Genomic DNA, 20,266 nt, shown 5'->3' on the forward strand with positions numbered 1-20,266 from the left:
ACATACAACGTCGAACGTTGACTGTTTGCACGTTGATCCAGGACCACAGCCATGCACGACATCAAATCGATCCGCGATAATCCGCAAGCCTTCGACGCCGGCCTCGCCCGGCGAGGCCTGAAGCCGTTGTCGGCATCGCTGCTCGCGATCGACGAGCGACGGCGGGCCTCGATCCTCGCCTCCGAGCAGGCGCAGGCGCGGCGCAATGCTGCGTCCAAGGAAATCGGCGACGCCAAGAAAGCCAAGGACGAGGCGCGAGCTGCCAAACTGATGGCCGAGGTCGCCGAGCTCAAGACCACGATGCCTGAGCTCGAGGCCGCCGCAAAGGCTGCCGACGAAGAGCTGACCAAAGAGCTGTCTGCGATTCCGAACATTCCGTTCGATGAAGTGCCCGACGGCGTCGACGAGCACGGCAACATCCAGCACCACGTGTTCGGTGCCAAGCGCAGCTACGGCTTTGCGCCGAAGCTGCATGACGATCTCGGCACCGCGCTCGGCTACATGGATTTCGAGGCGGCAGCAAAACTCTCCGGCGCGCGCTTTGTCGTGCTGAAGAAGGGGCTCGCGCGGCTCGAGCGCGCGATCGGCCAGTTCATGCTCGACCTGCACACCACCGAGCACGGGTACACCGAGATCAATCCGCCTCTGCTCGTGCGCAACGAGGTGATGTTTGGCACCGGGCAGTTGCCGAAATTCGAAGACGATCAGTTCTGGGCGATCAAAGGCGAGCTGCTCGCTGCGCCCGATCATGAGCGGCTGAAGACCGAGCGCCTCGGCCTGATCCCGACGGCGGAAGTCTCGCTCACCAATCTCGCACGCGAGTCCATCCTCGACGAGAAGCAGTTGCCGATGCGTCTCACCGCGCTAACGCCGTGCTTCCGCGCCGAGGCGGGCGCGGCGGGGCGCGATACCCGCGGCATGATCCGCCAGCATCAGTTCACGAAGGTCGAGCTGGTCTCGATCACCACGCCCGAGACCAGCAAGGACGAGCTGGAGCGGATGCTGTCCTGCGCCGAGCAGGTGTTGCAGAAGCTCGACCTGCATTATCGCGTGATGACGCTCTGCGCAGGGGATATGGGTTTTTCGTCGCAAAAAACCTATGACATCGAGGTCTGGATGCCCGGGCAGGGCGACGGCGGCATGTTCCGCGAAATCTCGAGCTGCTCGGTCTGCGGCGACTTCCAGGCGCGGCGCATGGATGCGCGCTCGCGTGGTCCTGACGGCAAGCCGCGCTTCGTGCACACGCTGAACGGCTCCGGCACCGCTGTTGGCCGCGCGCTGATTGCTGTGATGGAGACCTATCAGCAGGAGGACGGCTCGATCGCGGTCCCCAGCGTGCTCCAGCCCTATATGGGCGGCCTGAAAGTGGTCGCGCGCGAATAGGTGCGATTGCTCGATGGCAATGGCAGAAACGTTTGGTTGCGAAGTTCGGGGCGCCGGCTATCCTGCCGGTGACCACCGAGCCCGAAACCGCCGTTCATGGCCTTGCACCGCGACATCTTCTGGATCGGCCGACAATGGGCGGTGACCGGTGCCGGCATCCAGGCCGTCGACCAGCGCTTGCGTGGTGTACTGGACATCGACATCGCACGGCTATGGGACGACGCGCTCATTCAGGGCCGCAGAGCAAAGGCCGGCGTCAATGTCGAGGATTTTGACAAGGCGGTGACGCTGGCACGGGGCCGCTATCCCCAGATGCCGGTGGCTGAGCCGCTCATCGCGCAACTCAAGACGCTCGGTGTGATTGAAACAACGCCCGTCGCGAGCCCGGTCGTGCCGGCAATGCAACTGCGTGCAGAGGGCAGGCTGGCGCGCTTCCTGCCGCAATGGCGGGTCCGCCGCTAGAGCGAACGGGGCAATTGCTGCGCTGCGGCAATGAGCGGGAATCACGGGTCAGGACTGCGCCGAAGGCGGTTTGCCTGATGTGTGATAGCCGGATAAGACGGCCTGACCCCAGCCCAGGAATCGACCACCGGCATGCGCATTCTCTGCACCAATGACGACGGCATCCATGCTCCCGGCCTCAAGGTCGTAGAGGAGATCGCACGCGCGCTGTCCGACGACGTTTGGGTGGTGGCGCCCGAGCTCGATCAGTCCGGCGTGTCGCATTCGCTGTCGCTGAACGATCCCTTGCGTCTGCGCGAGGTCGGTGAGCGGCGCTTTGCCGTGCGCGGCACGCCGACCGACTGCGTCATCATGGGCGCGCGTCATATCCTCGGTGCCAAGCTGCCCGACGTCGTGCTCTCCGGGGTCAACAAGGGGCGCAACGTTGCCGAGGACGTGGTCTATTCCGGCACCATCGCCGGTGCGCTCGAAGGCACCATTCTGGGTATCCCGTCATTCGCGCTGTCGCAGGAATTCAGCGTCGAGACGCGGGAGCGGCCGCCTTGGGACACCGCACGCAAATTCGGTCCTGATATCCTGCGCAAGGTGATCAAGGCCGGAATCCCCAGGGATACCGTCATTAACGTCAATTTCCCGTCCTGCGCGCCGGAGGACGTGCTCGGCATTCGCGTGACGCGGCAGGGCAAGCGCAATCTCGGCTTCCTCAGGATCGACGAGCGCAGGGACGGCCGCAACAATCCTTATTTCTGGATCGGCTTCGAGCGCGCGGCGATGATGGACACGCCGGCCGAAGGCACTGACCTCGCGGCGCTGCGCGAACGCTACGTCTCGGTCACCCCGCTGCGGCTCGACCGCACCAATGAAGCGTTTTCGGAAGAGCTAAGTGCGACGCTGAAGTAACAGCTAGCCGCCGCGAAGGGCGGCTTCGATGGTCTTGCCGAGCGCGTCGAGCTGAAACGGCTTTTGAAGCGCGGGCCGGTCGCGATATTGCTCCGGCAAGCCCGATGAGCCATAGCCGGTCGCGAAGATGAAGGGGCAGCCCTTGGCCTTTATGACGTCGGCGACCGGCGAGATCACCTTGCCGTTGACGTTGACGTCGAGGATGGCGATGTCGAAATCGGTCGCCTGGGCGAGCCGCATGGCCTCGGTGATGTCTCCCGCTTCGGCTGCGACCTTGTAGCCGAGCTCCTCCAGCATATCCGCGACCATCATTCGGATCATGACCTCGTCCTCGACGAGGAATACAGAGCGGCCCGAAAGCCCTGTCGCGGTCATTGTCGTTGAGTCCTTGCCCATTCCCGAAAACGTTCGCAGATAACGCGAATCGACGCAATGCGCGTTTCGGCCAACCGGCACTTGAAAATGGCCGTGGAGGCGCTTCGGCTGCGAGCCAATTTATGGTCAAACCCTAAGCCCAAAGGGCTATCATCGGTTCCTGAGCAGGAACAAGATTCTGGCCCTGGACATTGGCGCAGAAACCATCGATCCGGACCGGATGAGACGACATAAGCAGCGATGATCTCCAATCAGCCCCCGCCGGAAAAAATGATGTTTCAGCTCACGCTGAGACGTCGCGGCATCAGCGATCAGACCGTGTTGCGGACCATGGAGGAGGTGCCTCGCGAGCTCTTCGTCGAGGCCTCCGATCGTGACGGCGCCTATCGTGACAGCGCGCTGCCGATTGCCTGCGGGCAGACCATCAGCCAGCCCTTTGTCGTCGCCTACATGACCGAGCAGCTTCAGCTTCAGAAGAGCCACCGCGTGCTCGAGATCGGCGCCGGCTCCGGCTACCAGGCCGCCGTGCTGTCGAAGTTGTCGCGCGAGGTCCTGACCGTTGAGCGCTATCGCAAGCTCGCGGACGCGGCACGCGCCAGGCTCGAAAAGCTCGGCTGTCACAATGTTGAGGTGATGCTCGGCGACGGCTTGAACCTACCGCCGAACATCGGTCCGTTCGACCGCATCATCGTCACCGCCGCGGTGGAGCAGATTCCGGAGAACCTGATCGAGCGGCTCGAGGTTGGTGGCATCCTGATCGCGCCGGTCGGCCCGCACCAGGGCGTGCAGACGCTGACGCGGCTCAGCCGCAGCGAGACCGGGATCCAACGCAAGGAACTCGTGGAGGTGCGTTTCGTGCCGGCACTGCCGGGCGTGGCGCGGGAGCTGTAAAACTCCGGATCAGCAGTGCATCCAACATCTTATTGGGAGGGTTAAGCCGTTATTTACTTGGCGCGTGTTTACTTAAAACACCAGTTCTGTTGCGTACGAGTGAGTAACCATGTCTGTTGTCGCCGAGTTGCTTTACTCGCGCCGCGTACCGCAGGTCGCGGTGCTGGCGCTGATTTCCTTCAGTTTCGCAGGGTGCAGTGCCGACATGTCGTCGCGGCTGTCCCAGTCGAACTTCTCCAATCCCTTCTCCTCCGAGCAGACCGGTTCGGTGCAGCAGGCCCCGCCGCCGCAGCGAGACCTGCCGCAATATGCGCGGCCGCAGACCCAGCCGGGCTACTATCAGTCCCAGGCGCTGCCGCCGCCGGCAGTGGCTGCGCCGCAATCCTATCCCGTTGCAGCGGGTGGCGGCGTCTCTGGAGGCGGGCGGGGGCTCGGCTCCTACACGCCGCCGGCCCAGCCGCGTCTCGAAACCACCGGCACCGTGCCGCAGCGCTCCGTCGTGGCTGCGCAGCCGGCTGGCGGTACCAAGATCATCGTGGGTACCAGCGACACGCTCGATGTGCTCGCCAAGCGCTATCATGTGACGCCGCAGGCGATCCTTGCCGCCAACGGCTACAAGGGCCCGCGCGCACTTTCGCCAGGCCAGCAGATCGTCATCCCGCATCCGGGGGCTGCGGTTGCTGCACAAGTGCCGGTCACCGCGCCGGTTGCCGCGGCGCCTGCGATCGCGCCGAAGCCGGTTGCAGCCGTCGCTACTCCGCCCAGCTTCCACTTCGTCAATCACGGCGACACGCTCGCCAGCATCGCGCGCAAGAACCACATCTCCGCGGCCGAGCTTGCTCGCGCCAATGGTCTCGAGCCGTCCGCGAAGCTCAAGCTCGGCACCAAGCTGACTGTACCGGGCGCCAAGACCGCGGCGGTTGCCGCTCCGCTTGCTCCGGCGCCCGTCGGTGCGGCGCCCGTCGCGGCTGCATTGCAGCCAGTTGCGGCCGCTCCGGCGCCTGCCACCAAGATGGCCGCTGTTGCTCAACCGGCGCAGAGCGCGCGTCTGGCCCAGGCCACCGCCAATATCGAAGAGAAGCCCGCGGCCGAGGCGCCCGCGAAGGCGGCCGAGACCACCAGCTCGTTGCCGACCTTCCGCTGGCCGGTGCGCGGCAAGGTGATCACGAGCTACGGCGCCAAGACCAACGGCAAGTCCAATGACGGCATCAATGTCGCGGTGCCCGAGGGTACGCCGGTCAAGGCGGCTGAAGACGGTGTCGTCGCCTATTCCGGCAACGAGCTGAAAGGTTACGGCAATCTGGTCCTGGTTCGGCACTCCAACGGCTACGTTACCGCATATGCCCATGCGAGTGAGCTGCTGGTGAAGCGCGGCGATACTATCAAGCGCGGTCAGGTCATTGCCAAGTCGGGTCAATCAGGGGAGGTGGCGTCGCCGCAGCTCCACTTCGAGATCCGTAAGGGATCGAGCCCGGTTGACCCGCTTCAATTCCTCAACGGGGCCTGAGGCCGACGTCGCCTCCGCAATAGAGGTGTCGTCGCCCGGCTCGACCGGGCGACCCGGTACGCCGCGGCCTCTCGATCGATCACAATCGCCACTGGAATACTGGATCGCCCGCTTTCGCGGGCGATGACAGTTTCGAGTGTAGGGATAGCCTGGCTATTTTGTCGTCAGCTTAACACCGAGCCGGCCGGCCAGCTCCTGCACGAACTGCCAGGCGACGCGGCCCGAGCGCGAGCCGCGCGTGGTTGACCATTCCAGCGCTTCACGCTCCAGCGCCTCGTCGTCGACCTTGACGCCGAAATGGCTGCAATAGCCGCTTACCATGGCGAGATATTCGTCCTGGCTGCAGCGGTGGAAGCCGAGCCAGAGGCCGAAGCGATCCGACAGCGAAACCTTCTCCTCGACCGCTTCGCCCGGATTGATCGCGGTCGAACGTTCGTTCTCGATCATGTCGCGCGCGAGCAGATGGCGGCGGTTCGAGGTCGCGTAGAGGATGACGTTCTCGGGTCGGCCCTCGATGCCGCCTTCGAGCAGGGCCTTGAGCGATTTGTAGGACGCGTCATTGCCGTCGAAGGAGAGGTCATCGATGAACACGATGAAGTTGAAGTCGGCGTCGCGAAGCTTCCCCATCAGCATCGGCAGCGTTTCGATGTCCTCGCGATGGATCTCGATCAGCTTGAGCTTGTCGGAGGCTTTGCGGTCCGCGTTGATGCTGGCGTGGGCAGCCTTCACGAGCGACGACTTGCCCATGCCGCGCGCGCCCCAGAGCAGCGCATTGTTGGCGGGCAGGCCGTTGGCGAAGCGCTCGGTGTTCTCCATCAGGATGTCGCGCATCCGGTCGACGCCCTTGAGCAGGAACAGCTCGACGCGGCTGACCCGCGGCACCGCGGCCAGGCGGCCGTCGGGGTGCCAGACATAGGCGTCCGCCCGGTCGAACGACTCACGCTCCACGGTCGGCTTGCCCTGGGCGACGAGGTGGGCCGCGATGGTCTCCAGCGCGCGGACAATGCGTTCCTGGGTAAGGTCGGGGGAGGCCTTTGGAGCAGCCTTTGAGACCGCATTGGGGCGTTTTGCCGCGACCTGGGCGCGCTTCGTGGCAGGGATACGGGGGCCTTTGCCGGCCGGGCTTTTGCTGAGGTTTTTGGGCATGTCCGAAGTTCCTGAGAATGCAGCCTTATCGGGCCTGACGGCGCGCCGCAAGGTAGCCAAATCGCCGGTCTGGCAGCGTTGCAATTGGGGCGGTGGTCGCTATAGTCCGCGCGAATTTGACCGAGCCGGTCGCCGTCAAGGCCTGACCGGCTTCCCCCGTTTCCACGAGGATCGTCCGAATGCTGATTACCCCTGCGTATGCCCAGGCCGCGGGCGCCGGTGACACCAACAGCATGTTGATGTCGCTGCTGCCGTTCGCCCTGATCTTCGTGATCATGTACTTCCTGATTCTGCGTCCGCAGCAGAAGAAGGTGAAGGACCACGCCGAGCTGGTGAAGAACATCCGCCGCGGCGACACCGTCGTGACGTCGGGCGGCCTCGTCGGCAAGGTCACCAAGGTGGTCGATGACGACCAGATCGAGTTCGAAATTTCCGACGGTGTGCGCGTGCGCCAGATGCGCTCGATGATCTCGGGGGTGCGCGCCAAGGGCGAGCCGGCCAAGGACAGCGCGAAGGAAAGCGCCAAGGACGACGCCGGGGCGAAGTGAGCGCTTTCCTGCGAGCATCTCAAATCTCCTGATCTGACAGGTCCAGTCGATGTTGTATTTCACGCGGTGGAGGGCGCTCGGGATCATCCTGACGGCGCTGATCGTGTGCCTCTTTGCGGTTCCGAACTTCTTCTCCGAAGCGCAGGTCAAGACCTGGCCCGCCTGGGCGCAGCGGCGCCTTGTGTTGGGTCTCGACTTGCAGGGCGGCTCCTCGCTGCAGCTCGAGGTCGATTCCAGCTATGTGAAGAAGGAAAAGCTCGACCAGATTCGCGACGACGTTCGTCGCGTTCTGCGCGAGGCCAAGATCGTTTACACCGGTCTCGTCACGAAGGGCGATGCGGTCGAGGTGCGCGTCAAGGACGCGGATCTCCAGACGACGCTCGCCAAGTTGCGTGAGCTTGCGCAGCCGATTGGCGGCCTCATGGGGTCCAGCGGCCAGCGCGACATTGAAGTCGCCGACGCCGGTGGTGGATTGATCCGCCTCGGTATTCCGGAGCCCGCGATGATCGAGCGCTTGCGCAAGACCATCGAGCAGTCGATCCAGATCGTCGAGAAGCGCGTCAACGAACTCGGCACCGTCGAACCCATCATCCAGCGTCAGGGGAACGACCGCATCCTGGTGCAGGTGCCGGGTTTGCAGGATCCCACCCATTTGAAGGAGCTGCTGGGCAAGACCGCGAAGATGGAATTCCGCATGGTCGATCCCTCGGTGCCGCTGGACCAGGCCCAGCAGGGCGGGTTGCCGCCGGACACCGAGTTCCTGCCGGCCGCCACGCCGCCGCCGGCCGGCTATGTGGTCAAGAAGCAGGTGCTGGTTGCGGGCGGCGACCTGACCGACGCCCAAGCGACCTTCGACCAGCGCACCAATGAGCCTGTCGTCAGCTTCAAGTTCAATACCTCGGGCGCGCGCAAGTTCGCGCAGGCCACGCAGGAGAATGTCGGGCTGCCCTTCGCGATCATCCTCGATAATAAGGTGATCTCGGCGCCGGTCATTCGCGAGCCGATCACCGGCGGCCAGGGCCAGATCTCCGGCAGTTTCACCGTGCAATCGGCCAACGACCTCGCGATCCTGTTGCGCGCCGGCGCGCTGCCGGCGCCGCTCACGGTGGTGGAGGAACGCACCGTCGGTCCGGGCCTCGGCCAGGACTCGATCGAGAAGGGCGAGCTTGCGGCCTATGTCGGCTCGATCATGGTCGTCGTGTTCATGCTGTTGACGTACCGGCTGTTTGGCGTGTTCGCCAATATCGCCGTCTGTATCAACGTCGCAATGATCTTCGGCCTGTTGTCGCTGCTAAGCGCCACGCTGACCCTGCCAGGCATCGCCGGCATCGTGCTCACCGTCGGCATCGCGGTCGACTCCAACGTGCTGATCTATGAGCGCATCCGCGAGGAGCTGCGCGGCGGGAGAAGCCCGATCTCTGCGATCGATGCAGGCTTCAAGCGGGCGCTTGCGACCATTCTCGATTCCAACATCACGACCTTCATTGCCGCTGCCGTGCTGTTCATGATCGGCACCGGACCGGTGCGCGGCTTCGCTGTAACGCTCGGTATCGGCATCATCACCACTGTGTTCACCGCCTTCACCATGACCCGTCTGATCGTGGCGTGGTGGGTGCAGTGGAAGCGGCCGAAGACTGTGCCGATTTGATCATTCGAGGCCGGCTGTGACCACTACTCAACTCGTACTCATCTCTCTCGGCGTGCTGATTGCCGTGCTGACCGTGGTCAGCGTGCTCGGCCTGCTGCCGTCGCTGCGTATCGTGCCAGACGACACGCATTTCGACTTCACCCAGTTCCGCCGGATCTCGTTCCCGATCTCGGCAACGCTCTCGATCGTCGCCATCGTGCTGTTCTTCACGCATGGCCTGAACTTCGGCATCGATTTCAAGGGCGGCACCTTGATGGAGGTACGGGCCAAGTCGGGCACAGCCGATCTTGCACAGATGCGCACGACGCTTGGCAGCCTCGGTCTCGGCGAAGTCCAGCTGCAGCAATTCGGCGGCCCCGCCGACGTGCTGCTTCGCGTTGCCGAGCAGCCGGGCGGCGACAAGGCGCAGCAGGAAGCGGTGGACAAGGTTCGCGGCGCCCTCGGTGAGTCCGTGGAGTATCGCCGCGTCGAGGTGGTGGGTCCGCGTGTCTCCGGTGAACTGCTGGGTTGGGGCATGGCCGGCCTGATGCTGGCCATCGTTGCGATCCTGATCTATCTCTGGTTCCGGTTTGAATGGCAGTTCGCGCTCGGCGCCATGATTGCCAACGTGCACGATATCGTGCTGACGATCGGCTTCATGTCGATCAGCCAGGTCGATTTCGACCTGACCAGCATCGCGGCGCTTCTGACCATTCTGGGCTATTCGCTCAACGACACCGTCGTCATCTACGACCGCATCCGTGAAATGCTGCGGCGTTACAAGAAGATGCCGATGCCGCAGCTGCTGAACGAGTCCATCAATTCGACGCTGTCGCGCTCGATCATCACCCACTTGACGGTCACGTTGGCATTGCTGGCGCTGCTGCTGTTCGGCGGTCACGCCATTCACAGCTTCACGGCCGTCATGATGTTCGGCGTGGTGCTGGTCGGCACCTACACCTCGATCTTCATCGCAGCGCCGATCCTGATCTATCTCGGCGTCGGCGAGCATCGCGAGGATGCGAAGGAAGAGGCTCCGCCGGCGAAGAAAAACAAGGCATGATCCGAACCGCATGCCCTCGCATGGGTTTGCGAGGGTGATAGCCTCATTCGGACGAAGCTCATGGCCGGCGATCCCAACGCTCCCCATTTCCCGCGCTCGGCGCCGATCGAGGCCTATGGCAAGGGTGGCTTCGCCTTTGGCGGCATGTCGCACCGGGGCTCGCTGCTGTGCCTGCCCGATGCGATCTGGGCCTGGGACGTGACCGATCCCACCAAGATCGACCGCTATTCTCTGGATCGGGTGTTTGCGGCCGCCAACAGCATCGACACGCTGCTGGTCGGCACCGGAACCGGGCTCTGGCTGCCGCCGCCGGAGCTGCGCCAGGCGCTCAAAGCGGTGAGGGTGGTGCTGGACACGATGCAGACCGGGCCGGCCGTACGCACCTACAACATCATGATCGGCGAACGGCGCCGCGTCGCGGCCGCGCTGATTGCGGTGCCATGAGCAGCGCTGCGACGCCGCCCGACACCGTGACATATTGCGCCGACCTCGTGCGCAGCCACGACTTTCCGCACTACGTCGCGACGCTGTTCGCACCGGCCGCGGCGCGCCGGGCGATGCTCGCGCTCTACGCCTTCAATGTCGAGATCGTCCGCGTTCGCGATCAGGTGAGCCAGCCGTTGCCCGGCGAGATCCGCTTCCAATGGTGGACCGATCTATTCTCGGGCCTGGCCCACGGCAGCGCCGAGGGCAATCCGGTGGCGGCGGAACTGTTGCGCGCAATCCGCGATTTTGACCTGCCGGTCGAGCCGCTGTCGCTGCTGGTCGACGAGCATCAGTTCGATCTCTACAATGATCCGATGCCGACCATGACGGCGCTCGAAGGCTATCTGGCTGCAACCTCTTCGGCCCTGTTCGCGCTCGCGGCGCGGATCATGGGCGACACTTCCGATGCGGCCGAGCATGTGGCACGGCACGCCGGGCTGGCGCAGGGTATTGCGCACGTGATCGCGAATCTGCCCCGGGACGCGTCCCATCGGCAATTGTTCCTGCCGCAACAACTCCTGGCCGGCCATGGCTGTGCCATGGAGGATGTATTCTCGGGCAAGGCGACGCCCAATCTCCATGCCGCGCTGAACCAACTGATCGGCGATGCGCGGCAGCATCTGGCGACAGCGTCGTCCCTGCTGGCACAGCTGCCGCCGTCGGCGCGGGCTGCGTTCCTGCCGCTGAGCCAGGCACAGGCCGATCTCGATCGCCTGGCGCGGCCTGGGCGCAACCCCTTCGCCCCGCAGCCGGTGTCGCGGCTGCGTACGCTCTGGACGCTGTGGCGGGCTTCACGCTCCCGGGAATTTACCAAATAGCGGTCGGCTTATCGCGCGTATGGGGCAAATGCACTATGCTGTCCCATGGCCGAATTGTCCCAAACCGCAATCCCCGATCTGAGCGGCTTTCCGGTTACGCCGGCTGACATTCACGCTGCAGCCGAAATCATCCGCGGCGCCGTCGTCGAGACGCCCTGCAGCTACAGCCGAACGCTGAGCAACATATGTGGCTGCGACCTCTGGCTTAAATTCGAGAACCTCCAGTTCACCTCCTCGTTCAAGGAGCGCGGCGCGCTGAACCGGCTCAACGCGCTGACGCCGGAAGAGCGTGCGCGCGGCGTCGTTGCCATGTCGGCGGGCAATCATGCGCAGGGCGTCGCCTATCACGCCAGGCGGCTCGGCGTTCCCGCCACCATCGTCATGCCTGTGGGCACGCCGATGGTGAAGGTCGAGAATACCCGACATCACGGCGCGGAGGTGGTCGTCACCGGGGCGACGCTGGAGGAGGCGGCTGCATTTGCGCGCAGCCATGGCGAAGCCCGCGGCATGATCTTCGTCCACCCCTATGACGACCCGCTGGTGATTGCCGGGCAGGGCACGGTCGGGCTGGAAATACTCAAGGCGGTGCCGGAGCTCGACACGCTGGTCGTGCCGATCGGGGGTGGTGGCCTGATCAGCGGCATCGCCATTGCGGCGAAATCGATCAAGCCTTCGCTGCGCATCCTCGGTGTCGAGGCCTGGCTCTATCCTTCGATGTACAATGCCATCCATGGCAGCAATCTGCCGGCGCGGGGCGATACGCTGGCCGAAGGCATTGCGGTCAAGTCGCCGGGCAAGATCACCACCGAGATCGTCCGCGGCCTCGTCGACGACATCGCGCTTGTCAATGAAGCCGAGCTCGAGCGTGCGGTAGCCACCCTGATCTCGATCGAGAAGACGGTCGTCGAGGGCGCGGGCGCTGCAGGTCTTGCAGCACTCATGTCAGATCCCACGCGCTTTGCCGGCGAGAAGGTTGGTCTGGTCCTGAGCGGCGGCAACATCGACACCAGGCTGATCGCCTCGGTGCTGACGCGCGAGCTTGCGCGCGAGGGACGGCTGACGCAGCTCTCGCTCGATATTCCTGACAGGCCCGGCCAATTGGCCGCGGTCGCGGCGCTGCTGGCGGAGGCTGGTGCCAACATCATCGAGGTCTCGCATCAGCGAACCTTCTCGGACCTGCCGGCCAAGGCGACGCTGCTCCAACTCGTCATCGAGACCCGTGATAGCGCTCATCTCGACGAGGTCATGGCCAAGCTCGGTGCATCCGGATTGAGCGCGCGCTGCACCTGAGGCGACGCTATCGCGACACCAGACCCGCCACGTGGGCAATCAGCCGATCGATCTCGGCTTCCGTGTTGTAATAATGCGGTGATGCCCGCACCACGACCGGGAGGGCGCGGACTTCCGCGTCGATGCGGGTGCTCGACGGATCGGACGCGCCGATAACAATACCGGCCGCAGCGGCGATGGTGACGATCGCGTCCGCTTCGAAGCCTTCCATCGTGAAACTGACGATGGCACCCGGCGTGCGGCCGAGATCGCGAATGGTGATACCGCTGATGGCGGCAAGGCCATTGCGAAGGCGGTCCGCCAAGAGGCGGCAACGCCGCTGGATCGGGCCGAGGCCGATCGCAAGGGTGTAGTCGATGGCCGCGCCCAGCCCGAGCCGCGCCGCGTAATTGTTCTCCCACGTCTCGAACCGGCGCGCATCGTCGCGGAGCTGATAGTGGTCGCGAGAGACCCACGGCGCCGCAAAATGGTCGATCATCGGCGGCTCAAGCTGCTGCAGCAACTCGCGGCGGACATAAAGGAAGCCCGTGCCGCGCGGGCCGCGCAGGAATTTGCGCCCCGTCGCCGACAGCATGTCGCAGCCGATCGCTTCGACGTCGACCTGCATCTGACCGACCGCCTGACAGGCGTCGAGCAGATAGGGAATGCCATGTGTCCGCGCGATCTTGCCGATCGCTGCGGCCGGATTGACCAGCCCGCCATTGGTCGGAACCCAGGTGATGGCGATGAGTTTTACGCGCGCGTCGATCATGCGTTCGAGCGCGCCGACATCGAGTTCGCCGCTGGATTCACTCGGCACGACTTCAATGACCGCGCCCGTGCGCTTGGCAACTTGCAGGAATGCGACATAGTTGGCGGCGTATTCCGCTTCGGCGGTCAGGATCCGGTCGCCGGCGCGAAACGGCAGCGCATAGAACGCCATCTGCCAGGCGACGGTGGCGTTTTCCATCAGCGCGATCTCGTCCGGCGCGGCGTTCAGCAGGCGTGCCACCGAGCCGTAGACAGCGTCGAGCCGGCCAGCCTCGCGGTCGGCGGCAGCATAACCTCCGATCTCGGCCTCGAGGTCGATATGCTGCTTCATCGCTGCGACAACGGGTGACGGCATCAGTGCTGCGCCAGCGTTGTGGAGATAGGTGAGCCGGGAGGTGGCCGGAGTGTCGGCCCGGATTCGGTCGATGTCGATCAAGCGCGTCTCCCTCTCGCAGGCCCCCCATATGGATTAGACGCGCCAAAGCAGGCGGGCAAGACCGCGGGCCGACGAGGGACCGGATCACCTTCGCCTCAGATGCAGAGGCCGAGCAGCTTGACGTGGCAGTTGGCGACTTTGGGCTTGCTGGCGGGTGTGACCTCGCGCTTCACAGCCACAAGGGGCTCGTTGTCCTTCTTGCCTTTGCCCTTGCCGGGCTTCGGCTCGTAATCGCCGGCGATCACCATGGCCCAATAGGTGCGCTTGCCGCTGGCGTTCTTCGCACTCGCGATCCCAACGCGGGAGGCGTTGTGGAGCAGCAGGTTCTTACGATGGCCGGAGGAGTCGATCCACTGTCCCAGCGTCTTTTCGAAGGTGTCATAGCCATAGGCGATGTTCTCGGCGGCGCGGCCTGCGCCCGACGGCGCGACGCGCTTGGTGAACGGACCGAGGGCGTCGTGGCTGAGATCGTCCTTCGCCGCCATCGCGCGCGCCTGGTCCCCGGCAATGCGGTCGAGCGTTGCGTCGCGCACGACGCGGCCCTCACCATGCTTCGCCCGGAAGCCAGAGATCTGTTCGGCAGGGGATTCTGCCGCCGTCACCGGCGTAGCCGCCAGCAGCGCCAGACCTGCAAGCAGCAGGGCCGCGCGGCGCCTTATGGTGGTCCCCCAGCGAGTCATTGGTCCCCAAATCAGTGCAGTCCCCCGGCTTCTCCAACGGCATTGTGGACGCTTCAAGGCACCCCGCATCCCGTAGTCTAACCGGTCGGCAGGTCCGCCTCGAAGTTGAAGCGATCTCGCAGGTTCTTGCGCTGCTCCAGAATGTCCTTGAGGAAGGCGCGATCCTGGTCGTTTCTCATCATCGGCTCGATCAGGTCGAGCTGGTTCATCGCGACCAGTTGCAGGATCTCGGTGCGGGGCCTGCCGCCAGCATCGCGCGGGAGCGCGTGGACGACCTGGATGTGTTCCGGCGGCCTTGGCCCCTTGGCAGCCGCCAATTCGTTACGGAGCTGGCCTTCGAGCGCGGCCTGATCGGCTTCCACGAACGCATAGAGCCCGACGCCGGAGCGGCGATCGGCAAAGGCGACGATGGCGGTGTCGCGCACGGCGGGGTTCTTGCGGATCAGCTCTGCGATAACTGGCGCATCGTTGACGAGTCGGCGGCCGCCACCCTCACGGTCGGTGAAGTTGAACAGGCCGCGGGTGATGGCGCGATAGACCTTCTTGCCGGTGGCAAGCCAGAGGCTCGCGGCGAACGATTTCTTCGCCAGCACCTTTCGCTCGCGTGCCGTCAGCGCCTCCGGCGCGTAGGAGCGCTTGTGCTTGAGCAGATGGCGGAGGTCTTCATAGGCGAGGATGCGGTAGAGCCGACCGCGTCGCTTGAAGCAAGCCGCAAGCTGGAAGTCGGTCACATAGGCGCGGCCATCGCGGCCGACCAGCCAGTTCTGCTCTTTGGCGAGATCGTTGTGGCAGATGCCAGCGCGGCGGAGCCGGCGCAGCGCGTCCTTCGCCGAGCGGAAATAGGCGAGATCGCCATGAGGCTTTGCCAGGTGCAGCGCGACGCCGTCGACAAAGCCGCGCACCAGCGCACGACGTCCGGCCCAAAGCAGCTCAGGGCCGACATCGAGGCCTTTGGCAAGCACCAATGCGTGTTTCTCGCGGGCGAACAAATGGCGCGCCAGCAGGAACGACCACCACGGCACTTCATCCAGCCGGCGCAGCACGGCGTCGACCTCGCCGCTGTTACCGCGGAAACGGCCGCGTTCGACGGTCGAGAACACGTCGCGCTTGAGCAGTACGCCCTCAGTCCAGCGCGCCGAGAGCACCGCAGCGTCGTCTTTCGGGAGACTCATCGAAAACTCACGCGGCTGCGGCAATGCGCAAATGATCGGCGATCCAGCGATCGAGGTCGGCAAGCGCCAAGGCGCTCATGGCCTGCTTCTTGGCTACCGTCTTCTCATTGCCACGAAGACGCGTGCCGTCGGGCTTCTTTGTCGGCGGGCTGGCAAGCGGCGGGAATAGGCCGAAATTGATGTTCATCGGCTGGAACGAGCGCGTGCCCGGCTCGATAGTCTCGATATGGCCACCAGTGATATGGCCGAGCAGCGATCCAAGCGCTGTCGTGGCCGGCGGGCTCGCAAGCCGCTCGCCGCGCGCGTCGGCGGCCGCATAGAGGCCGGCTATCAGGCCGACGCTGGCGGATTCCACATAGCCTTCGCAGCCCGTCATCTGGCCGGCAAAGCGTAGTCTCGGCTGGGCTCGCAGGCGCAGCTGGCTGTCGAGCAGTTTGGGAGAGTTGAGGAAGGTGTTGCGATGGAGGCCGCCAAGGCGGGCGAACTCGGCCTTCTCAAGGCCCGGAATGGTGCGGACGATGCGCTGCTGCTCGCCGTATTTCAGCTTCGTCTGGAATCCGACAATGTTGTAGAGCGTGCCAAGCTTGTTGTCCTGGCGCAGCTGCACGATCGCGTAGGACTTCGTCGTGGGATCGTGCGGATTGGTGAGGCCGACCGGCTTCATCGGGCCGTGGCGCAACGTCTCGGGGCCGCGCTCCGCCATCACCTCGATCGGCAGGCAGCCGTCGAAATAGGGCGTGTTCGTCTCCCACTCCTTGAACTCGGTCTTCTCGCCGGCGACCAGCGCAGCGACGAAGCCGTCATACTGCTCCTTGGTCATGGGGCAATTGATGTAGTCGGCGCCGTTTCCACCTGGGCCGACCTTGTCGTAGCGCGACTGGAACCAGGCCACCGACATGTCGATGGATTCGCGGTGCACGATCGGCGCGATGGCGTCGAAGAAGGCGAGCGCGCTCTCGTCGGTCAGTTCGCGGATGGCATCGGCCAGCGGCGCTGAGGTGAGGGGGCCCGTCGCAACGATCACGTTGCTCCAATCGGCTGGCGGCAGGCCCTTGATCTCGCCGCGGGCGATCTCGATGAGGGGATGGTCGTTGAGCGCCTTGGTCACGGCCGCGGAGAAGCCATCGCGGTCGACCGCGAGCGCTCCGCCGGCGGGCACCTGGTTGGCGTCGGCCGCACGCATGATCAGCGAGTCGAGGCGCCGCATCTCTGCATGGAGGAGGCCGACCGCGTTGTTGGCGGCATCGTCCGAGCGGAACGAATTGGAGCAGACGAGCTCGGCCAGCCCGTCGGTGCGGTGCGCCTCGGTCATGCGGTCGGGCCGCATCTCGTGCAGCACAACGGGTACGCCAGCTTTCGCGATCTGCCAGGCGGCTTCGGAACCGGCAAGGCCAGCACCGATGACGTGCGCGGGTTTGGATAGGGATCCTGTCATGGGGCGGACAGGTAGCGCTTTTCGGCGGCCAGTGGAATCGCCGAGATCGAGTTTTCTGCCGCTGAAAACGACAGCGCCCGCACGAGGCGGGCGTTATCGGTTCGTCCGGTGAAGGGCTGAACGATATCAGCCCTGATATTGACCGGCGGCAACGCGCGGGATGTCCGAGCGATCGAGGCCGATGTCGGCCAGTTCGCGATCGCTGAGCTGGGACAGCTCGGCAACATTGCGCTGATAGTCCCGGAAAGCCTGGATCATGCGGATGAGCGAGAGCAGCATTGGTAGTCTCCTGTAGTTCGATTCAGCCCTTGCTCGGGCTTCATCGTTGAAATGAATATAGGTGAGGGTAGTGCAGTGCGAAAGTTCCGATGTTGCGATGCAGCTAAGCGAAGAACGCATGGCATTGGTAAGGAGCGATTAACCTCTTGGCACTCCCGCCTAACAGCTAGGCGAAACACGCTAAGACAAGCGATAAATATCCGTGAAATCACGGATTTATCAATCGTTCTGCGGTTCCGATTGTTGCAGAAAATGGGTTACGTTCCCGTGACCTTCAAGGCCGAGGCTTAGCCTCTAGACCCAACTCCGGCATGCATGATTCGCATGAACTAAGATTCTTTGATATGAATATATATTCATATCTTCTAGTCGTGGGTGCCGGTTTGCCGAGGTGGGCGAGCACAACGATTCGCTGGAGGAACGGCCTCATGGTGGGCTCGGGGCGCGTAGCCGCGTCTGCTCCAGCCGATTGCTCTCCCTCCTGCTCAACTGCACCCCAATGCTGCGGTGCACACACGTCAAACGTGCAAACCCTGATTAACAAGTTGTAATGAAAATCAGAAATTTCGCATGAGGCTCTGCGCAGCGCGCAACATCACGCAATTCTCGCGCGGAATTTATTGCGGCAACTTGCCGCGTCGGCAGCAAAGTCATGGTGCGGATTCCGGCAATGTCGTCGGGTCCCAAGAACAAGAGAAGGAAAGTAACATCATGACGAAGTTACTCGGGGTTATCGCAATTGCCGCCGTTGCATTCGCCGTCGCGCCAGCTCAGGCCGCCAAGCACAGCATGGGCGGTTGCAGCGGAGCCAATCTCGAGAAGACCGAGACCGCGATCGAGGCCATGCCCGACGGTGACGGCAAGTTCGTCGCCGAGAAGGAGGTCACGGCGGCTCAGGACGCGCTGCTCAATGGCAAGATGGGTGCGTGCGGCATGCACCTGAACAAGGCGATGCAAGCCACCATGGGCAAGTAAGCGGGCAGGTCAACGCAATCCAAGAGAGGGCCGGTCGCCATGTCGATCGGCCCTACGCGTTTTGATTTCTGCGTGCCTTAAGGGGCGTGGGCGAGCTGGGTCGCAAAATAGGCCACCGTCTTGGAATAGACCTCGCTCTTGTTCCACTGCTGCAGCACCGCGAAGTTCGGGCTGCCCGGCTGCCAGTCCTTGCCCTTCTGCCAGCCGTATCCGGCGAGATAGTTGGCGGTGGAGGCAAGTACGTCGGGAGCGTTGTGCAGCAGGTCACGCTTGCCGTTGCCGTCGAAATCGACAGCGTATTTCATCCAGGACGACGGCATGAACTGGGTTTGGCCGAGTTCGCCGGCCCAAGCGCCCTTCATCTCCGCAGGCGCGAGATCGCCTCGCTGGACGATGCGTAGCGCATCCATCAGTTCGCCGCGAAACTGCTCGGCGCGCCGGCAGTCATACGCCAGCGTCGCCAGTGAACGGATCGTCGCGAACTTACCTGTGTTGACGCCGAAATCGGTCTCGAGACCCCAGATCGCGACCAGGATCTCGCCGGGCACGCCATACGTCTGCTCGATGCGCGACAGCACCGATCCGTATTGCTTCATCATGTTGGAGCCGCGCGTCATCCGCGGCGGCACCATGCGGCCGGAAAACTCCTCAAAGGTCTGGGTGAAGACCTTTTGCGACTTGTCACGGTTGAGCACGCTCTGGTCCAGCGTGACGCCGGCAAGTCCGGCGCTAATAGCCTGCTGCGAGATCCCCTTGGCCGCGGCCTCGGTTTTGAAATCCGCAAGCCAGGTGTCGAAATTGCCCGAGTTGCAGGCGACGGCGGCCAGAGTGGGCTCGACGGACACGATTGAGGCTGAAAGGGCGAGAGCTGCGAGAGCGAGACGAGAAATCGTCAGGGTCATCAGAGGTAATTGATTCCGTGAAGGGTCATGACCGGCGGCGGCAATCTCTGATGTAACCGCGGCCAAAGCAAGGCGTATGACAGCGCCGCTCCCGCCGGGTGACCCCGGCGGGAGCGCTCTGATGAGGTCGCCTGGCTCCTGTCCTATTCCCTGTTCCGCCATGGGAAGAGATTGGCGGGGAAATCGGCCGCCGGCTTGCGTGGGCGCTGTGGCGGGGGCGGCACCGGCCGGGCACCGGGCTCGGAGACGATGACCTTGCGATAGAGATGCCAGGTGGCGTGGCCGAGCAGGGGAATGATGACGGCAAGCCCGAGGAACGCGGGGATCGTTCCGAGCGCGAGTAACACCGCCACGATCAGGCCCCAGGCCGCCATCGGCACCGGGTTCTTGGCGACGACGCGTAGCGAGGTGACCATCGCGTCCAGCGCGCCGGCGTGGCGGTCGAGCATCAGCGGGAATGACACCGCGCTGATGCAAAGCGCTGCGAGCGCGAACAGGAAGCCCGTGCCACAGCCAACGACGATCAGCCACCAGCCCTGCGACGTCGTCAGCACGCGCGTGACGAAATCCGAGATTCCGGTCACGCCCTCATAGCCGAACGCGGCCACATAGATCGCTTGCGCGGTCGCAACCCAAGTCACGAACAGTGCGAGCAGCAAGGTGCCGAGGCCGAGCATGGCGCCGAAGGAGGGCGAGCGCAGCACATCCATGGCATCCCAGGCGCTCGCTTCCTCATAGCGTTCGCGGCGGCTGGAGAGCTCATAAAGGCCGAGTGCTGCGAACGGACCGATCAGGGCGAAGCCAGCGGCGAGCGGAAACAGTAGCGGTATTACTGAATAGCCCATCGCGACGCGCGCAATCACGAGCCCCAGCACCGGATAGATCACGCAGAGGATGATGGCGTGGCTGGGCACCGCCTTGAAATCTTCCCAGCCGCGCTTGAGCGCGTCGTGCAGGTCGGAGAGTTGGATGGTACGGATCACGGGTCCGGCCGCGTCTGCGGACTGGCCCATCGTTGGGACATTGCCCTGATAGAGTGTGGCCATGGTCGGCTTGCTCCCTTGCCATGCAGCCGAATTCGGCGCCGACAACGGCGCAAGCGGCCGCTCTTCTAGGTTTCGCGAGTCCAACCAGACGCGAA

General features: G+C 64.1%; 22 protein-coding genes. 12 read left to right on the plus strand and 10 right to left on the minus strand.

The window, feature by feature from the left end; all coding sequences use genetic code 11:
* The first annotated feature begins 51 nt into the window (after positions 1–51).
* The 3 genes from serS to surE all read left to right on the plus strand — a co-directional run bounded on the left by serS (position 52) and on the right by surE (position 2,745).
* A complete protein-coding gene (serS, locus tag L6639_RS13635; protein WP_237862169.1) occupies positions 52–1,383 on the plus strand; it encodes a serine--tRNA ligase in 1,332 nt (443 codons plus the stop codon).
* Between the two features lie 96 nt (positions 1,384–1,479).
* On the plus strand, positions 1,480–1,845 hold the full coding sequence (locus tag L6639_RS13640; RefSeq protein WP_237862171.1) for a hypothetical protein: 366 nt from the start codon (positions 1,480–1,482) through the stop codon (positions 1,843–1,845).
* A gap of 132 nt (positions 1,846–1,977) precedes the next feature.
* Positions 1,978–2,745, plus strand: coding sequence for a 5'/3'-nucleotidase SurE (gene surE / locus L6639_RS13645; RefSeq protein WP_237862173.1), 768 nt, complete (start codon positions 1,978–1,980; stop codon positions 2,743–2,745).
* Positions 2,746–2,748: 3 nt separating this feature from the next.
* Here surE and L6639_RS13650 read toward each other — a convergent pair whose 3' ends face one another.
* The gene (locus L6639_RS13650; protein WP_237862175.1) at positions 2,749–3,120 is read right to left on the minus strand and encodes a response regulator; all 372 of its coding nucleotides are present in this window, start codon (positions 3,118–3,120) and stop codon (positions 2,749–2,751) included.
* Positions 3,121–3,360: 240 nt separating this feature from the next.
* Here L6639_RS13650 and L6639_RS13655 point away from each other — a divergent pair, with 240 nt between their 5' ends.
* Together L6639_RS13655 and L6639_RS13660 are read left to right on the plus strand one after the other, a co-directional pair.
* Positions 3,361–4,011 carry a protein-L-isoaspartate(D-aspartate) O-methyltransferase gene (locus L6639_RS13655; RefSeq protein ID WP_237862177.1) on the plus strand — a complete coding sequence of 217 codons (651 nt, stop codon included), beginning with the start codon at positions 3,361–3,363 and terminating at the stop codon, positions 4,009–4,011.
* 109 nt (positions 4,012–4,120) lie between these two features.
* Entirely contained in the window at positions 4,121–5,518 is a 1,398-nt protein-coding gene (locus L6639_RS13660) for a LysM peptidoglycan-binding domain-containing M23 family metallopeptidase (RefSeq protein WP_237862179.1), read from the plus strand.
* A gap of 153 nt (positions 5,519–5,671) precedes the next feature.
* Here the strand turns inward: L6639_RS13660 and L6639_RS13665 are convergent, their stop codons facing one another.
* Positions 5,672–6,664 carry an ATP-binding protein gene (locus L6639_RS13665; protein WP_237862181.1) on the minus strand — a complete coding sequence of 331 codons (993 nt, stop codon included), beginning with the start codon at positions 6,662–6,664 and terminating at the stop codon, positions 5,672–5,674.
* A 179-nt stretch (positions 6,665–6,843) separates the two neighbouring features.
* Between L6639_RS13665 and yajC the strand changes: the two genes are divergently transcribed.
* Genes yajC through L6639_RS13695 form a run of 6 tightly spaced genes read left to right on the plus strand, consistent with a single transcriptional unit; the run spans position 6,844 to position 12,496 of the window.
* A complete protein-coding gene (gene yajC / locus L6639_RS13670; RefSeq protein ID WP_057755761.1) occupies positions 6,844–7,212 on the plus strand; it encodes a preprotein translocase subunit YajC in 369 nt (122 codons plus the stop codon).
* Positions 7,213–7,261: 49 nt separating this feature from the next.
* Positions 7,262–8,860 (plus strand): protein translocase subunit SecD, encoded by a 1,599-nt coding sequence (gene secD, locus L6639_RS13675; protein WP_237862183.1) that lies wholly within the window; start codon positions 7,262–7,264, stop codon positions 8,858–8,860.
* A gap of 16 nt (positions 8,861–8,876) precedes the next feature.
* The gene (gene secF, locus L6639_RS13680; RefSeq protein ID WP_237862185.1) at positions 8,877–9,902 is read left to right on the plus strand and encodes a protein translocase subunit SecF; all 1,026 of its coding nucleotides are present in this window, start codon (positions 8,877–8,879) and stop codon (positions 9,900–9,902) included.
* A gap of 60 nt (positions 9,903–9,962) precedes the next feature.
* On the plus strand, positions 9,963–10,346 hold the full coding sequence (locus L6639_RS13685; protein ID WP_237862187.1) for an Mth938-like domain-containing protein: 384 nt from the start codon (positions 9,963–9,965) through the stop codon (positions 10,344–10,346).
* Entirely contained in the window at positions 10,343–11,206 is an 864-nt protein-coding gene (locus L6639_RS13690) for a phytoene/squalene synthase family protein (protein ID WP_237862189.1), read from the plus strand. The genes L6639_RS13685 and L6639_RS13690 overlap by 4 nt, the downstream gene beginning before the upstream one ends.
* A 45-nt stretch (positions 11,207–11,251) precedes the next feature.
* A complete protein-coding gene (locus tag L6639_RS13695; RefSeq protein ID WP_237862191.1) occupies positions 11,252–12,496 on the plus strand; it encodes a threonine ammonia-lyase in 1,245 nt (414 codons plus the stop codon).
* Between the two features lie 7 nt (positions 12,497–12,503).
* Here L6639_RS13695 and L6639_RS13700 read toward each other — a convergent pair whose 3' ends face one another.
* The 6 genes from L6639_RS13700 to L6639_RS13725 form a co-directional block, all read right to left on the minus strand.
* Positions 12,504–13,682, minus strand: a complete 1,179-nt coding sequence (locus L6639_RS13700) for an aminotransferase class V-fold PLP-dependent enzyme (protein WP_237862193.1) — start codon at positions 13,680–13,682, stop codon at positions 12,504–12,506.
* Positions 13,683–13,777: 95 nt separating this feature from the next.
* The gene (locus L6639_RS13705) at positions 13,778–14,362 is read right to left on the minus strand and encodes a CAP domain-containing protein (protein WP_237862195.1); all 585 of its coding nucleotides are present in this window, start codon (positions 14,360–14,362) and stop codon (positions 13,778–13,780) included.
* Positions 14,363–14,439: 77 nt separating this feature from the next.
* Positions 14,440–15,534, minus strand: a complete 1,095-nt coding sequence (locus tag L6639_RS13710; protein WP_237862197.1) for a serine/threonine protein kinase — start codon at positions 15,532–15,534, stop codon at positions 14,440–14,442.
* 7 nt (positions 15,535–15,541) lie between these two features.
* Positions 15,542–16,969 (minus strand): methylenetetrahydrofolate--tRNA-(uracil(54)-C(5))-methyltransferase (FADH(2)-oxidizing) TrmFO, encoded by a 1,428-nt coding sequence (gene trmFO / locus L6639_RS13715; RefSeq protein WP_237862198.1) that lies wholly within the window; start codon positions 16,967–16,969, stop codon positions 15,542–15,544.
* Entirely contained in the window at positions 16,966–17,121 is a 156-nt protein-coding gene (locus tag L6639_RS13720; protein WP_237862200.1) for a hypothetical protein, read from the minus strand. Before L6639_RS13720 ends, trmFO begins: the two co-directional genes overlap by 4 nt.
* Positions 17,096–17,248, minus strand: coding sequence for a DUF1127 domain-containing protein (locus tag L6639_RS13725; RefSeq protein ID WP_007590701.1), 153 nt, complete (start codon positions 17,246–17,248; stop codon positions 17,096–17,098). The genes L6639_RS13720 and L6639_RS13725 overlap by 26 nt, the downstream gene beginning before the upstream one ends.
* Before the next feature lie 711 nt (positions 17,249–17,959).
* Between L6639_RS13725 and L6639_RS13730 the strand changes: the two genes are divergently transcribed.
* Complete coding sequence (locus L6639_RS13730; RefSeq protein WP_237862202.1) at positions 17,960–18,223, plus strand: hypothetical protein; 264 nt, start codon at positions 17,960–17,962, stop codon at positions 18,221–18,223.
* 77 nt (positions 18,224–18,300) lie between these two features.
* Here the strand turns inward: L6639_RS13730 and L6639_RS13735 are convergent, their stop codons facing one another.
* On the minus strand, positions 18,301–19,125 hold the full coding sequence (locus L6639_RS13735) for a lytic murein transglycosylase (RefSeq protein ID WP_237862204.1): 825 nt from the start codon (positions 19,123–19,125) through the stop codon (positions 18,301–18,303).
* 143 nt (positions 19,126–19,268) lie between these two features.
* The gene (locus L6639_RS13740; RefSeq protein ID WP_237862206.1) at positions 19,269–20,171 is read right to left on the minus strand and encodes a DUF2189 domain-containing protein; all 903 of its coding nucleotides are present in this window, start codon (positions 20,169–20,171) and stop codon (positions 19,269–19,271) included.
* Between the last annotated feature and the right edge of the window lie 95 nt (positions 20,172–20,266).

The organism is Bradyrhizobium zhengyangense (assembly GCF_022012555.1).
GTDB classification, from domain to species: Bacteria; Pseudomonadota; Alphaproteobacteria; order Rhizobiales; family Xanthobacteraceae; genus Bradyrhizobium; species Bradyrhizobium zhengyangense.